Annotated in this window: 11 protein-coding genes and 1 pseudogene; 4 read left to right on the top strand and 8 right to left on the bottom strand. The window is 63.7% G+C overall.

Annotation, left to right across the window (positions count from 1 at the left end):
• Positions 1-17: 17 nt before the first annotated feature.
• Positions 18-1,373: an oxygen-independent coproporphyrinogen III oxidase gene (gene hemN, locus ACXAD2_RS21875; RefSeq protein ID WP_475174714.1), complete on the top strand. Its 1,356-nt coding sequence runs from the start codon at positions 18-20 to the stop codon at positions 1,371-1,373.
• Between the two features lie 180 nt (positions 1,374-1,553).
• Here hemN and ACXAD2_RS21870 read toward each other — a convergent pair whose 3' ends face one another.
• The 5 genes and pseudogenes from ACXAD2_RS21870 to ACXAD2_RS21850 form a co-directional block, all read right to left on the bottom strand.
• Positions 1,554-3,149, bottom strand: coding sequence for an ABC transporter ATP-binding protein (locus ACXAD2_RS21870; RefSeq protein WP_475174711.1), 1,596 nt, complete (start codon positions 3,147-3,149; stop codon positions 1,554-1,556).
• Positions 3,146-4,351, bottom strand: coding sequence for an ABC transporter permease (locus tag ACXAD2_RS21865; protein WP_083191144.1), 1,206 nt, complete (start codon positions 4,349-4,351; stop codon positions 3,146-3,148). The genes ACXAD2_RS21870 and ACXAD2_RS21865 overlap by 4 nt, the downstream gene beginning before the upstream one ends.
• A 1-nt stretch (position 4,352) precedes the next feature.
• Positions 4,353-5,465 carry a microcin C ABC transporter permease YejB gene (locus ACXAD2_RS21860; protein WP_066101668.1) on the bottom strand — a complete coding sequence of 371 codons (1,113 nt, stop codon included), beginning with the start codon at positions 5,463-5,465 and terminating at the stop codon, positions 4,353-4,355.
• 1 nt (position 5,466) lies between these two features.
• A pseudogene (locus ACXAD2_RS21855) lies at positions 5,467-7,444 on the bottom strand (extracellular solute-binding protein).
• Positions 7,445-7,765: 321 nt separating this feature from the next.
• Positions 7,766-8,275 carry a c-type cytochrome gene (locus ACXAD2_RS21850; protein ID WP_475174707.1) on the bottom strand — a complete coding sequence of 170 codons (510 nt, stop codon included), beginning with the start codon at positions 8,273-8,275 and terminating at the stop codon, positions 7,766-7,768.
• Between the two features lie 144 nt (positions 8,276-8,419).
• On the opposite strand from ACXAD2_RS21850, the gene ACXAD2_RS21845 reads away from it, so the two are divergent.
• Both ACXAD2_RS21845 and ACXAD2_RS21840 read left to right on the top strand, forming a co-directional pair.
• On the top strand, positions 8,420-9,253 hold the full coding sequence (locus ACXAD2_RS21845; RefSeq protein ID WP_066101658.1) for a prephenate dehydratase: 834 nt from the start codon (positions 8,420-8,422) through the stop codon (positions 9,251-9,253).
• A 51-nt stretch (positions 9,254-9,304) separates the two neighbouring features.
• Positions 9,305-9,811 carry a hypothetical protein gene (locus tag ACXAD2_RS21840; protein ID WP_164182693.1) on the top strand — a complete coding sequence of 169 codons (507 nt, stop codon included), beginning with the start codon at positions 9,305-9,307 and terminating at the stop codon, positions 9,809-9,811.
• Between the two features lie 196 nt (positions 9,812-10,007).
• On the opposite strand, the gene ACXAD2_RS21835 is transcribed toward ACXAD2_RS21840, so the two are convergent.
• Genes ACXAD2_RS21835 through ACXAD2_RS21825 form a run of 3 tightly spaced genes read right to left on the bottom strand, consistent with a single transcriptional unit; the run spans position 10,008 to position 12,744 of the window.
• Entirely contained in the window at positions 10,008-10,766 is a 759-nt protein-coding gene (locus ACXAD2_RS21835) for a TadE/TadG family type IV pilus assembly protein (protein ID WP_475174702.1), read from the bottom strand.
• Positions 10,767-10,777: 11 nt separating this feature from the next.
• Entirely contained in the window at positions 10,778-11,302 is a 525-nt protein-coding gene (locus tag ACXAD2_RS21830; protein WP_475174699.1) for a TadE/TadG family type IV pilus assembly protein, read from the bottom strand.
• 8 nt (positions 11,303-11,310) lie between these two features.
• Positions 11,311-12,744, bottom strand: a complete 1,434-nt coding sequence (locus ACXAD2_RS21825) for a pilus assembly protein TadG-related protein (protein ID WP_475174694.1) — start codon at positions 12,742-12,744, stop codon at positions 11,311-11,313.
• A gap of 345 nt (positions 12,745-13,089) precedes the next feature.
• Between ACXAD2_RS21825 and ACXAD2_RS21820 the strand changes: the two genes are divergently transcribed.
• Positions 13,090-14,526 (top strand): Glu/Leu/Phe/Val family dehydrogenase, encoded by a 1,437-nt coding sequence (locus ACXAD2_RS21820; RefSeq protein WP_475174690.1) that lies wholly within the window; start codon positions 13,090-13,092, stop codon positions 14,524-14,526.
• Positions 14,527-14,597 lie beyond the last annotated feature (71 nt).

The raw sequence follows: 14,597 nt of genomic DNA, 5'->3' as shown, positions 1-14,597 counted from the left end.
TCTGTAAGCCTACGCGTATGATTACGTCAGCACAACTCTCCCGACTCGGCCTCTTCGACGCCAAGGTGCCCCGTTACACCAGCTATCCGACGGCCCCTCATTTCTCGGGGGATGTGACGCCGGATCGTTTTGCCGAATGGATCGGAAGCGTGCCGGAAAATGGCACGATCTCACTCTACCTGCACGTGCCTTTCTGTCGCAGGCTCTGCTGGTTTTGCGCCTGCCGCACGCAGGGCACCGCCACGCTGGGGCCGGTGGAAAGCTATGTCGAGACGCTGAAAGCCGAGCTTGAGCTGCTGAAACGGCAGTTGCCGCGCGGCGTGAAACTTTCACGTCTGCATTGGGGCGGGGGCACGCCGACGCTGCTGACGCCGGACCTCATGCGCGCGCTGATCGACAAGATCGGCGAGGTCGCGGAGTTTGCCGAACACGCCGAGTTCTCGGTCGAGATCGACCCCAATGAGATCGACGGCGAACGGCTCGACGTGCTGGCCGCAGGCGGCATGAACCGCGCGTCTATCGGGGTGCAGGACTTCGATCCCGAGATTCAGCAGACCATCGGTCGCGAGCAGGGCTATGACGTCACCCGCCGCGCCATCGAGATGATCCGCGAGCGCGGCGTCGCCAGCCTCAACGCCGATATCCTCTACGGGCTGCCGCATCAGTCGAAGACCAAGATCACCGAGTCGGTGCAAAAGCTGCTGTCTCTGGGGCCGGATCGCGTGGCGCTTTACGGCTATGCGCATGTGCCGTGGATGGCCAAGCGCCAGCAGATGATCCCCTCGGACGCGCTGCCGACCCCGGACGAGCGGCTGGATCTCTTCGAGACCGCGCGGCAACTTTTCGCATGGGATGGCTACGACGAGATCGGCATCGACCATTTCGCCGTGCCCGACGACGGGCTGGCCATCGCGCGCAAGACCGGCAAGCTGCGGCGCAACTTCCAGGGCTACACCGACGACACGTCGGATGTGCTGATCGGCGTCGGTGCCTCGTCGATTTCGCGCTTCCCGCAGGGCTTTGCGCAGAATGCGCCCGCCACCTCGGCGCATGTGTCGGCGATCCGTGAGGGGCGCTTCTCGACCACGCGCGGCCACACGTTCCGCGGCGAGGATAAGCTGCGCTCGCGGATGATCGAGATGCTGATGTGTGACTTCCGTATTCAGACCGAAGAACTGCTGCGCGACTATGGCGCGGAAGAAGGCGCGCTGGCCGAGATGTATCGCGCCGCCAACGCGCGGTTCGACGGCCTGCTGGAGATCACCGAGGACGGGCTCTTCGTCCCCATGGGCGCGCGCCCGCTGACCCGCATGGTGGCGCGCAGCTTCGACGCTTACGAGCTGTCGAAGGCGGGCCACAGTTCGGCGATCTGAGGTCTGTGCAGAGGGCCGCGCCTGACCCTCGGGTGGGCGCAGTCCAGCGGCTTAGCAAAGCGCTTTATCGCGTCGGCCCGCAAGAGGGCTGGGTGATGCGCCACATTGCAAACGCGCCCTCCCGGGGGGAGGGTCGGGCGCGGCCCGGGGCTGGTCGCCCCGGGCAACCTTTTGCCCGCGCTATCCAGCCAGCTCGAAGGCCGCGTTGAACAGTTTTTGCGTGTACTCGGTCTTGGGCGCGGTGAAAATCTCCTCCGCGTCGCCCATTTCCACGACGTCACCCTGCTTCATCACGATGACCTTGTGGCTCATCGCGCGCACCACCTTCAGGTCGTGGCTGATGAAGAGATAGGCCAGATCGTATTTGCGCTGCAGCTCGCGCAGCAGTTCGACGATCTGCACCTGCACCGTCATGTCGAGCGCCGAGGTCGGCTCGTCCAGCACCACCAGCTTGGGCCGCAGCACCATGGCGCGGGCGATGGCGATGCGCTGGCGCTGACCGCCGGAAAACTCATGCGGGTAGCGGTGCATGGTGGCCGGGTCGAGCCCGACCTCGGCCATGATCGCCGCCACCACCTCTTTCGCGGGCCGCCCATCGGGGGAGCCGTGCACGCCAAGCCCTTCGGCGATGATCTGCTCGCACGTCATGCGCGGGCTGAGCGAGCCGAAGGGGTCCTGAAAGACGATCTGCATCTCCGAGCGCAGCTTGCGCAACTGCCGGGTCGACAGATCGCGCACATCGCGCCCGTCGAAGGTGATGCCGCCCTGCGACTGGATGAGCCGCATGATCGCCAGCGCCAGCGTCGTCTTGCCCGAGCCAGACTCGCCGACGATGCCCACGGTCTCGCCCGCGCGCACCGAAAACGACGCGTCGTTGACCGCCTTCACATAGCCGACGGTCTTTTTCAGGAAACCCTTCTGGATGGGAAACCAAATCTTCAGGTTGTCGGCCCGCGCCACCTCTTTCGCGCCCGCCTCGACGGGGCGGGGGATGCCGGTGCTCTCGGCCGAGATGAGCTTGAGCGTATAGGGATGCTGCGGGTTGGCGAAAAGCTCGGCGGTGGGGCCGTGCTCGACGATCTCGCCGTCCTTCATCACGCAGACCCGGTCGGCGAATTTGCGCACGATGTTGAGGTCGTGGGTGATGAACAGCAGGCTCATCTGCTCAGCCTGCTTGAGGTCGGCCAGCAGTTCGAGGATTTGCGCCTGAATGGTCACATCGAGCGCGGTGGTCGGCTCGTCGGCGATCAGCAGGTCCGGGCCATTGGCCAGCGCCATGGCGATCATCACCCGCTGCCGCTGCCCGCCCGAAAGCTGGTGCGGATAGGCGGAAAGGCGGCTTTCGGGGTCGCGGATGCCGACCTTGTTGAGCAGATCGAGGATCCGCTCGCGCGCCTTGTCGCCGGTCAGCCCCTGGTGCAGCGCAAGGCTCTCACCCAGCTGCTTTTCCAGCGTGTGCAGCGGGTTGAGCGAGGTCATCGGCTCTTGGAAGATGAAGCTGATGTCATTGCCGCGCACCTTGCGGAGGCGTTTGAGATCGGCGCCGATCATCTCCTGATCATTGTAGCGCACCGAGCCTTCGACATGTGCCGCATCGCCCAGCAGCGAGACGGTCGAGAGCGCGGTGACCGATTTGCCAGAGCCCGACTCGCCCACCAGCGCCACGGTCTCGCCGCGCGGGATGTCGAAGCTGACGCCTTTGACGGCAAGGGTGCGCTTGCCGTCTTGGGTGAAGCTGACCTTCAGGTCGCGGACCTCGAGGATATTGTCGCTCATGAGAAGGTCTTTCTGGGGTCAAACGCGTCGCGCACGCCTTCGAAGATGAAGACCAGCAGCGACAGCATCAGGGCGAAGACGGTGAAGGCGGTGAAGGCCAGCCACGGTGCCTGCAGGTTCTGCTTGGCCTGCAGCGTCAGCTCGCCCAGAGACGGTGCCGAGGAGGGCAGGCCGAAGCCGAGGAAGTCGAGCCCGGCGAGGGTGCTGATCGTGCCGGTGACGATAAAGGGCAGCATGGTCAGCGTCGCCACCATGGCGTTGGGCAGCATATGGCGGAACATGATGGTCCAGTTGCTGACCCCCAGCGCCTTGGCGGCACGCACATATTCAAGGTTGCGCGCGCGCAGGAACTCGGCGCGCACCACGCCCACCAGCGCGGTCCAGCCGAAGAGCACCGTGAGGAACACCAGCAGCCAGAAACTTCGGCCCAGAATGGCGAAGAGGATGATGATCACGTAAAGCGATGGCGTCGCCGACCATATCTCGATCAGCCGCTGGAAGATGAGGTCGAGCCAGCCGCCAAAGAAGCCCTGCAGCGCCCCCGCGATGACCCCGATGATCGACGAGACCACGGTGACCACCAGCGTGAACAGGATCGACAGGCGGAAGCCATAGATCACCCGCGCCAGCACGTCGCGTTTGGTGTCGTCGGTGCCCAGCAGGTTCTGCCCGTTCGGGGGCAGGGGGGCCGCACCGGGGCGGTCGACGGGCGTGTTGAACGTGTAGGGGATCGGCGGCCAGATGCTCCAGCCCTTGACGAAATCGCCCTCGGGGGTACCGCCGCCGTCGACCGTTTCGATCAACCCCTCGGGGTCGTCGAAACACTCCTCCAGTCCGCCGGTGCGAATGAGGCACTGCACCTCGGGATCGCGGTAGGCGGCCTCGGTGCGGAAATCGCCGCCAAAGGCCGTCTCGGGATAGAAGTTGAAGATCGGCATACGCAGATCGCCGCGATAGCTGACGAGGATCGGCTTGTCGTTGGCGATGAACTCGGCGAACAGCGACAGACCGAACAGCAGGATGAAAATCCACAGCGACCAGAAGGCGCGGCGGTTGCGCTTGAAGTTGCGCCAGCGCCGCTGGTTCAGCGGCGACAGGGCAAAGCGGCCGGGTTTCGGCTGCGGTGCCACAGGCGCGGCGGGCTCGGGCTGCGGGCGGATGCCGTTCGCGTCGGGCAGGCGGGGATCGGGCTCAAAGCTCATCTCAGCCCTCCCGCTTTTCGAAGTCGATGCGCGGATCGACCAGAACGTACATCATGTCCGAGATGATCCCGACAACGAGGCCAATGAGGCCAAAGATGAAGAGCGTGCCGAAGATCACCGGGTAATCCCGTGCCACCGCCGCTTCGAAGCCGAGCCGTCCGAGCCCGTCGAGCGAGAAGATCGTCTCGATGATCAGCGAGCCCGAGAAGAACACGCCGATGAACACCGCCGGGAAGCCCGCGATGACGATTAGCATGGCGTTGCGGAAAATATGGCCATAGAGCACGCGGCTCTCGGTCAGACCCTTGGCGCGGGCGGTCATCACGTAGTGCTTCTTGATCTCGTCGAGGAAGGAGTTCTTGGTCAGCAGCGTCAGCGTGGCAAAGGCCGAGATCGTCGAGGCGATCACCGGCAGCGCGATGTGCCAGAAGTAATCGGCGATCTTCATCGGCCAGCTCATCATCTCCCAATTATCCGAGGTCAGCCCTCGCAGCGGGAAGATCTGCCAGAACGAGCCGCCCGCGAAAAGCACGAGCAGCAGGATCGCGAACAGGAAGCCGGGGATCGCATAGGCCACGATGATCACGCCGGAGGTCCATGTGTCGAAGCTGCTGCCGTCCTTGACGGCTTTGCGGATGCCGAGCGGGATCGAGACGATATAGGCGATGATCGTTGACCAGAGCCCGAGCGAGATCGAGACCGGCATTTTCTCCAGCACCAGATCAATCACCGAGATCGAGCGGAAGTAGCTCTCGCCGAAGTCGAGCCGCATGTAGTTCCACATCATGTCGAGGAACCGCTGCAGCGGCGGCTTGTCGAAGCCGAACTCCTTTTCGAGGCTCTCGATGAATTCCGGCGGCAGGCCGCGGGCGCCAACGTATTTCTCGTTGCCGCCGCCGCCCATGCCAGCGCCCATGTCGTTCATGCCGGTGTCGGGCGCGCCGCCATTGCCGCCCGAAAAGCCGCCGAAGACATCGCCCTGACCTTCGATCTGGGCGATGATCTGTTCGATCGGGCCGCCGGGCACGAATTGCACCAGCGCGAAGTTGATGATCATGATCCCCAGCAGCGTGGGGATGATGAGCAGTAGTCGGCGAAGAATATAGGCGCCCATATCAGTTCAGCACGCCGGCCTCTTTGAGGGCCTTTTCCTTGTCGGGGTTCACCCACCACAGGCTGAGATAGCCCAGATCGTAGGGCGGGATGGTCTCGGGGTGTTCATACATGTCGTAATAGGCGACCCAATAGTCCGCGATATAGCCGTCTGGCACGATGAAGAACTCGTAGCGCAGCGCGCGGTCGAGCGCCATCAGCGCCACGTCGGTTTCTTCTTGGCTGTCCGCCTCGAAGCTGGCGGCGATGATCGCATCGACCAGCGGGCTGGCGAGGCCTGCGGGGTTGAACAGCGAGAATTCGGCCTCGCGCGAGCCGTACATCTGGCTAAGCCCGCCGCCCGTCGACAGAAAGGCGCCATAGCGGCTCGAATAGATCATGTCGTAATCGCGCTCGCGCTGGCGCAGCGTGTATTGCGAAGGATCGACCTTCTCGTAGCTGGCGTTGACGCCGATCGCGCGCAGGTTCTGCACATAGGTCTCGTGCATCGCCTCCACAGAGCTTTCGATGTTCGACGGGATGATCATCGCAAGATCCAGCGTCTCGCCCGCCTCGTTGCGCGCCAGCCCGTCCTCACCCACGGTCCAGCCCGCCTCCTGCAGCAGGCGCGTCGCCTCGCGGCGGGTGCGGCGGCTGATCAGAATCCTCGGGGTCGCTCTCGTGCATGGTCCACACGTCGGTGGTGTAGAGGTCCTCGGGCACCACGTCGCCGAGCGTTTTCAGGAATTCCAGTTCCTTGCCCTCGGGCACGCCCTTGGCCTCGACCGGCGTGCCCTCGACGAAGGACGAGCGCGGGCTGTAGAGCCCGTAGCGCAGGCTCTCGTTGGTCCATTCGAAGTTGAAGGCCAGCGAGATCGCTTCGCGCACATTCTTGTCCTTGAGCTGCGGCTTGGCGAGGTTGAAGACGAAGCCGGTGGGGTTGGGCGGGCTGCCGTCGGCGATCTCTTCTTTCTTCACCGTGCCCTGCTGGATGCGCGGGAAATCATAGGCGGTGGCCCAGAGACGCGGATCGCTTTCCACCCGGAAGGTATACTCGCCCGCCTTGAAGGCCTCGAAAGATGCGGTCTGATCGGCGAAATACTCCACGCGCACGGTGCCGTAGTTGTGCCGACCCTTGTTGAAGGGGATGTCCTTGCCCCAGTAATCGTCGCGCAGCTTGTAGACGATGCGGCGGTTCACCTCGTAGCTGTCGAGCTTGTAGGGGCCAGAGCCCACGGCCACTTCCATACGCGGCTCGTCAAGGCGACGCTTCTCCGGATCTTCCTCGAACCAAGCCTTTTTGAACACCGGCGTCGCGCCCACGGTCTCGATCCGCGAACGCTTGGTCAGCTCGGTGTTGAAGGTGAATTTCACCGTGCGCTCGTCCAGCGCTTCGGCGTCTGTCACCATCTCGCCCACGGCGGCGGCATAAGACGGCAGGCCCTGCGTGATGAAAAGCTTATGGGAATAGACCACGTCCTCGGCGGTGACCGGAGTGCCGTCCCAGAATTTCGCCTCGGGCCGGATGTGGAAGATCACCCACGATTTGTCCTCGGGGTATTCGAGGCTTTCTGCGAGCAGGCCGTAATACTGGCCAACGGAATCCTCGGCGCTTTCGATCAGGCTGTCATATTGCAGCGTGGTCAGCGCGCCCGCGCGGCCCTTGCGGGAATAGGGGTTCATACTGTCGAAGGTGCCCGAGGCCCCAAGCACGATCTCGCCGCCTTTGGGGGCGTCGGCATTGGCGAAATCGAAGTGGTCGAAATCGGCCGGGTAGTCGAGATTGCCGAAGTAGGAATAGCCGTGGGAGGTGATGATCTGCTGATCGGATGCCTCGCTGGTGGCGGCGGCTTCGACCTTCTCGGGGCTGGCCTCCTGCGCCCAGCCGGCTTGGGCGGCAAGGGCGATCCCCAGCGCGGTCAGCGCGCCAAGAAGGGGGCGGAAGGCGGTCGGATCGAGGCTGCGTGTGGCGGCCGCGGCAGGGCGCGTCGTCCGGATCATGAGGTCTCCCCTGTTCTGTGCGACATGAGATGTGTCGCTTGATGTAAGCTAAGGGTCTGGTGTGACCACATTCAAGCCGAACTTGCTGGAGTTTACGTGAGCGCCCGCGATTTCGGCGCGAGGGTGCCTGTGGCGGGCTCGGGTCCGCGCGCGCGCCGCTTCGTCCTGCCGCTTCGTCTAGACCCAAATATCCCGGGGGAGGCCGCGCAGCGGCCGGGGGCAGAGCCCCCTCTGGCCCCGGGTATGCGGGAAAAACGAAAAAGGCCACGGCGCGCTGCCGTGGCCTTTGAAATTCAGCGTGTTTCAGCGTGGCTGCCCGGCTCAGCCGTCCACCGAGTCCAGATAGGCGATCAGGTTCACCCGGTCCTCGGCGCTCTTCAGGCCAGCGAAGGACATCGCGGTGCCGGGCGCCACACCCTTGGGGTTTTCAAGGAAGTGGAACAGGTTCTCGGGGGTCCATGCCTCGCCGACCTGCTCGAGCGCGCCGGAGTAGCTGAAGCCGGCCACCGCGTCGATCTCGCGGCCCACGACGCCGTCCAGATGCGGGCCGGTGGCGTTGCTGCCGTCGAGCTTGTGGCAGGCGCGGCATTTGCCAAAGACCCGCTCGCCTTTGCCGGCGTCCGCCGAGGCCATGAGCGTCTCGAAGTCGACCTCTTCCTCTTCGCCGCCGCCGCCGCTCTCTTCGACCTCGATCACATAGGAGGCGACTTCCTCGCCGTGGCTGCCGCCGACGTGGTAGAGGCTCTCGCCAACCCATCCGCCGAGCAGAAAGATCAGGAACGTGCCGCAGACGCCGCCCACTATCTTGGTCAAGGTCATGGTATCAAACATGTCTGGCGCGTCCTCCCCAGGGCTGGCGTCGAAAGATAACCGTCGCAAAGTGGTCTACGGCTTCCCTTGGCCTCTGGCAAGGTATAGTAGCCGCGACCAAATGCCCACAAGGCTCAAGTGTTTCTAAAACGACGCGAGACTGACATGACCAACCGCATTGCCTTCCAGGGAGAGCTTGGCGCCTATTCGCATCAGGCCTGCCGCGACGCCCGTCCGGACATGGAGGCACTGCCGTGCCGCACCTTCGAAGACGCCATCGAGGCGGTGCGCAGTGGCGAGGCGGATTTGGCCATGCTGCCGGTCGAGAACTCCACCTACGGGCGGGTTGCCGACATCCATTCGCTGCTGCCGCATTCGGGTCTGCACATCATCGACGAAGCCTTCGTGCGGGTGCATATCAACCTTCTGGCCATGCCCGGCACGCCGCTGGAGAAGGTCGAGAAGGCGATGAGCCATACGGTGCTGCTGGGTCAGTGCCGCAGCTTCCTCAGCGAGCATGGCATCAAGCGGCTGACCGGTGCCGACACCGCGGGCTCGGCGCGGCAGGTGGCCGAGATGGGCAAGCCCGAGATCGCCGCGCTGGCCTCGGAACTGGCGGGTGAGATTTACGGCCTTGACGTTCTGGCGCGCCATATCGAGGACCAGAGCAACAACACCACCCGCTTTCTGGTGATGTCGCCGCAAGCGAATCACGCGCCTCGGGGCGATCACGGCATGATCACCACCTTCGTGTTCCAGGTGCGCAACATTCCCGCCGCGCTTTACAAGGCGATGGGCGGTTTCGCCACCAATGGCGTCAACATGACCAAGCTGGAAAGCTACATGGTTGGCGGCTCGTTCACGGCCACGCAGTTCTACGCGGATATCGAGGGGCATCCCGATGATCCGGCGGTGCAGCGGGCGCTGGATGAGCTGGATTATTTCACGGAAAACGTCGAGATCCTCGGGGTCTACCCGCGCGATCCGCGGCGCGACTGAGGCTGGCCGGATCCGCAGCATCCGGGGCAGGGAGACAGGCAGGGGGACCCCATGGAAGACACTCACGACGACAAGATCCTCGCGCGCGCCTCGGCGACCATGCCGCGGCGGCTGATCGGCGTCGGCACGCTGGCCGGGCTGGGCTTGCTGTTGATTTATCTCGCGGTGACGCAGCCTCCGGCGGCGGTGATCTGGCTGGTGTTCCTGATCGTGCTCGGTGTTGCGGCCCTGTGGGTGGCGCAGATCATGTGGCGGGTCACCTCGCGTGAGCTGCTGCTGACCGAAGAGGCGCTGACCGATAGCTCCGGCGCGGTGATCGCGCGGATCGAGAATGTCGCCAAGGTCGACCGCGGTGCCTTTGCGATGAAACCGTCGAATGGCTTTGCCCTCACGCTGAAAGAGGCGGGCCCGCGCGCATGGCTGCCGGGCCTCTGGTGGCGCACCGGCAAGCGGGTCGCGGTGGGCGGCGTCACCGCGGCGCGCGACACCAAGCCCATGGCCGATATCCTCTCGGTGATGATCATGCGCCGCGAGGGAGAGCTGCCTCCCGAGGTCTAAGCCTCGAGGCGCAGGTTTAGGGCAGGTTCAAGATTGAGGCCGCGGCACCTGCTGCGGCCTTTTTCTGTCTGGCCTACCGGGGTTCGAAGGCGGGAACGCGGGCAGGACACCGGCGCTCCCGCGGTCTTGGCAAAGCGAAACGCCCGCCGCGTGATGCGGCGGGCGTTCCCATGGGTGAGGGTGGGTTAGGCGGGCCTTACGAGTTCCTGCGTCCCTTGGGCTCATTGTTGTAGGAGCCGTCGGAGTTGTCGCAGTCGGTGGCGTTTTCCGCGTTGTTGTTACACTCCGAATTGCCAGGCGCGTCTTGATCGCCATTGCCCCAACCGTTGTTGCCGTTCTCGTCGCCAGCGAACAGAAGCTGCGGCGCATAGCGCGGCTGGGTGAAGCTGTAGGCGCGGATGGTGAAGGCATCGAGGCCGACCCGGAACAGCGGGTAATAGTCATCCCAAGTCTCGACAATGATCACCTGCGCACCATCGGCCAGGACCGGCAGCCGGTCGCTATAGCTCTGCACGTCCGAGTTGGTCAGCGCCTCGGGGTCGCCGCGTACCTCGGACCATTCGACCGAGTATTTGCCGTTGGCCGACTTGTAGCTCACCACGGTGATCCGCAGGTCGGTCGGATAGGTGTCTTCGGTCGAGATCTCGGAAACCTGCTCTTCGGAATAGGTGCCGTCGCCGGTGCGGGTCAGCACCTTGAGCAGGTTGTAGCTGTTGTCGATATAGCTGTCGTCGATCTCTTCTGTCTCGCGCGACAGCATGTCGCCGATCACGTAGTTGGCCTTTTGGTTCACACCCTGCTGGCGGAACACGTCGAAATACACCCAGCAGCCGGTGAAGATCAGCAGCAGCGCCGGCAGCACGATCATCGCCTCGAGGGTCACATAGCCGTCGTTGCCCCGAGCAAATCGCGACAGATGCGGCAGGCGTTTGGAAATCAGATCCTTGATGGTCATGACATCGCTCCTCACATCGGCTCGTGCACGAATGCCGAGGTGGCCACCAGTGCGGTGTAGCCTTCGTCATCCTTGTGCATGTGACCGGCCAGCATGCCGGCGGGGCTGATCGGGCGGTACTTGTAGCAGGCGCGCAGCAGCATGGTCTCATGCTGGCCACCGTTTACGAAATTGCGCTGCGGCGTCACAGACAACGTCGTGTCGACGCAATCGGCGCTCATCGGCGGAGCTTCCCACTCGCGCATATCAAGACCGATCATCTCCAGCTGCAGCGTATCGGTGCAGTTGGACAGGATCGGCGCGCGGGTGCAGATCATCTCTTTGATCTCGGCAGAGGTATAAAGCTCGCCGGTGCCGATCTTCACCTCACGCACGGCCTGATCGAGCGCGCGGTCCAGCGTGGTCTGGCGCATGGTCGCCGTGCCAAGCTCGACGCTGGCCACCGCCAGTCCGAGGAAGAAGGGTGTCCAGAGGGCGAAGGGTACGAGCATCGAGCCGGACTCATCGCTGCGGAAGCGCCGCAGGGCGGTTTTCACAGAGCCGATCATTGGGTCAGCCTCAGCTGGTTGAGCGTATGCGCGATGGTCGAGAAGGCTTCGGCGATCTCCACCCCTTCGACGCGGAAGAAATGCGAGGGCGAGGAGGCGCAGCTTTCCATGACGTCGGCGCCGTGGTCTTCGACCTCGAAGCCGATGGACCAGATGATGACGCCGTTTTCCTTGGCGGCGGTGCAGATGTTGTCGAGCAGCCGGTCGCCGGTGTCGGCGTCATACTTCTGGTAATAGAAATTGCCGCGCTGGTAGGAGTTCACGTTGCGGTAGAGGTAGTACCAGAGATTGTACTTGTTCCAGTGAACGTATTCGGATTCCGAGTTGTAGTAACCGTCGCGGATGCGGAACGAGCGGTCGTGCTGGCCGTCGGTCATCAGAACCACGGTCTTCAGCACATCGCTGTCGTCATAGGCAACCGGGCGGCCCGAAAACACCGTATCGACCTCGCCGTCGCTGATCAGCCCGTCGGTGATGTCCTGGCTCGACGGATCAAGCAGCGCCGCGCCCCATTTCATCCCGAGGAAGATCGACGTGCCCGCGCGCGGGGTCAGCTTGTTGATCTGCGTCTTGAGCGCGCTGGCGTCTTGGCTGAACGGGGTGATCCGCTCGTAGTCGTAACGCGGGCAGACCGTGTCGGTCAGCGAGTTCTGGCCCGAATAGTTCCACTGAAAGTGCTGCATCTGATCGTAAGAGATGTCGCGCTCGATCTCGGTGGTTTCGAAGGCATCCTCGGCAAACTCGAGGCAGTGCGAATAGCCATGCTTCCAGTTCACCGGCAGATAGCTCAGGATCTCGGGGCCGGCGTTGACCTGCTCGGAGTAGGGCACCAGCGAGATCGACACGAGGTCCTCGCTGCCGTCCGCCAGCAGCGTGTCGACGAAATCGCCTGCCGCATCCTTCAGGTTGTCCATCTTGCTGTTGCTTTCCATCGAGCCCGAGATGTCGACCACAAGCGACACTTCGACCTTGTTGAAACGCTCGGTGGCCTGCGCATGGCCCGAGGCCTGCGTTTCGGCGATGCCCAAAAGCGCGAGGAACTGCGAGGGCATATCCACATGCCCGTCGGCGGTCACCGTCTTGTAGTTGAGGCCCTCGTCGACGTCGGAGGATACCAGCGCGTCGGCAAGGCCCATCTTGGCCATGTAATCGGCGACCACACCCTCGGCATCGAGCGTCTGGTCGAGATCGGCCGCGGCGAGAACGGCGCGGTCGAGGGTGTTCTGAACTTTCGTTCGGTTGAGCTCGGCATAAATCATGTCGACGCCAATGCCGCCGAACACCATCATCACCAGCGACATCGCCAAGGCCATATAGGCCAAGCTGCCGTTTTCGTCACGGAGGAACCTCGCCGTGCTGCGCTTCAGCGCGGCAACAGGGTTCCTGCACCGCCCGGCACGCGCCCGGCGGAAAGCAGTCTGCTTTTCCATGCTTCAATACCCTCGTTATGACCGCTGCAAATACAGGGCCGTTCGTACTCACCACACAATGTTGGAATGTATTTCGCTCCATGATGGCTAAAATGCGGCGCGTCTTGCGGCAAAAGTGGGACTTACCCTATGGAGTTGGGGACAAAGCGAAAGCGCGCGCTATTTCCAGTTCCAAAGCGAGAACAATCGCTTGGTCGAGGGTTATCAGACGGTTTCGCGAGGAGGCGAAATCGTTCAGAAAGAAGAGGTGGCACATCGGGCTGTTTCAGCGCCCAGATTGCGCCACGCGGCTGGGAACGCCCCCGGCGTGCCCCTGCCAGATGCCATTGGTCAGGAGGAGAACCGATGAACGTCTTGCCATCCAACGAGCCGACATTCCGCCAGAGCGTGGATTTGATGTTCAACCGCGCCGTGGCGCTGATGGATTTGCCGCCCGGTCTTGAGGAGAAGATCCGCGTCTGCAACGCGACCTACACCGTCCGCTTCGGCGTCCGCCTGCGCGGAAAGATCGAGACCTTCACCGGTTACCGCTCGGTGCACTCGGAACATATGGAGCCGGTGAAGGGCGGCATCCGCTACGCCATCGCGGTCGATCAGGATGAGGTCGAGGCGCTGGCGGCGCTGATGACCTACAAATGCGCGCTGGTCGAGGCCCCCTTCGGCGGCTCCAAGGGCGGGCTGCGGATCGACCCCACTCAGTACGAGGAGCATGAGCTCGAGTTGATCACCCGCCGCTTTGCCTATGAGCTGTGCAAGCGCGACCTGATCCATCCCAGCCAGAACGTGCCCGCGCCCGACATGGGCACCGGCGAGCGCGAGATGGCGTGGATCGCCGATCAATACGCCCGGATGAACACCACCGACATCAACTCGCGCGCCTGCGTCACCGGCAAGCCGCTCAACGCGGGCGGCATCGCGGGCCGGGTCGAGGCCACCGGACGCGGCGTGCAATACGCGCTGCGCGAGTTCTTCCGCCATCCCGAGGATGTGGCGGCGGCGGGTCTCTCGGGCGGTCTCGCGGGCAAGCGGGTGATCGTGCAGGGCCTCGGCAACGTCGGCTCACACGCGGCGCGGTTCCTGTCGCAAGAGGATGGCGCCATTGTCACCGGCATCATCGAACGCGACGGCGCGCTCTACAATGCCGAGGGGCTCGACGTCGACGCGGTGAAGGACTGGATGCAGCGCCACGGCGGGCTGGCCGAATTTCCCGATGCGACCCATACCGCCGATGGCGGCGCGGTGCTGACCGAGGAATGCGACATCCTCATCCCCGCCGCACTGGAAGGGGTGATCAACCTCACCAATGCCCATGCCATCCAGGCGCGGCTGATCATCGAGGCGGCGAACGGCCCGATCACCGCAGGCGCCGATGACATCCTGCGCACGCGCGGCACGGTGATCATTCCCGATCTCTTCGCCAATGCGGGCGGCGTCACCGTCTCTTATTTCGAGTGGGTGAAGAACCTCAGCCACATCCGTTTCGGACGCATGCAGCGGCGTCAGGAAGAGGCGCGGCACCAGCTTGTGGTCGATGAGCTTGAACGGCTCGACACCGCGCTTGGGGACACCTGGAACCTCGATCCGGCGTTCAAGGCGCGCTACCTGCGCGGCGCCGACGAGCTGGAGCTGGTGCGCTCGGGCCTCGATGACACGATGCGCACGGCCTACCAGTCGATGCGCGAGATCTGGCACGGGCGCGACGATGTTACCGATCTGCGCACCGCGGGTTTCATCGTCGCCATCGACCGCGTCGCCAAAAGCTACCGGGCAAAGGGACTCTAAGCGACGGTGGCGGCCCGCACGCCTGCTTTCATTGTTCCAAAAATACGCCGGGGGTCCGGGGGCAGCGCCCC

Source organism: Salipiger sp. ABN3_019 (assembly GCF_056158605.1).
The sequence above is the reverse complement of the archived record's forward strand: the minus strand, read 5'-3'. Positions and strand labels throughout refer to the sequence as shown.

Excerpts from the sequence above, each read along its gene's own strand:
- ACXAD2_RS21860 (WP_066101668.1), bottom strand. The coding sequence starts at position 5,465 with ATGGGCGCCTATATTCTTCGCCGACTACTGCTCATCATCCCCACGCTG.
- hemN (WP_475174714.1), top strand. The coding sequence starts at position 18 with ATGATTACGTCAGCACAACTCTCCCGACTCGGCCTCTTCGACGCCAAG.
- ACXAD2_RS21850 (WP_475174707.1), bottom strand. The coding sequence starts at position 8,275 with ATGTTTGATACCATGACCTTGACCAAGATAGTGGGCGGCGTCTGCGGC.
- ACXAD2_RS21840 (WP_164182693.1), top strand. The coding sequence starts at position 9,305 with ATGGAAGACACTCACGACGACAAGATCCTCGCGCGCGCCTCGGCGACC.
- ACXAD2_RS21835 (WP_475174702.1), bottom strand. The coding sequence starts at position 10,766 with ATGACCATCAAGGATCTGATTTCCAAACGCCTGCCGCATCTGTCGCGA.
- ACXAD2_RS21865 (WP_083191144.1), bottom strand. The coding sequence starts at position 4,351 with ATGAGCTTTGAGCCCGATCCCCGCCTGCCCGACGCGAACGGCATCCGC.
- ACXAD2_RS21825 (WP_475174694.1), bottom strand. The coding sequence starts at position 12,744 with ATGGAAAAGCAGACTGCTTTCCGCCGGGCGCGTGCCGGGCGGTGCAGG.
- ACXAD2_RS21870 (WP_475174711.1), bottom strand. The coding sequence starts at position 3,149 with ATGAGCGACAATATCCTCGAGGTCCGCGACCTGAAGGTCAGCTTCACC.
- ACXAD2_RS21820 (WP_475174690.1), top strand. The coding sequence starts at position 13,090 with ATGAACGTCTTGCCATCCAACGAGCCGACATTCCGCCAGAGCGTGGAT.
- ACXAD2_RS21845 (WP_066101658.1), top strand. The coding sequence starts at position 8,420 with ATGACCAACCGCATTGCCTTCCAGGGAGAGCTTGGCGCCTATTCGCAT.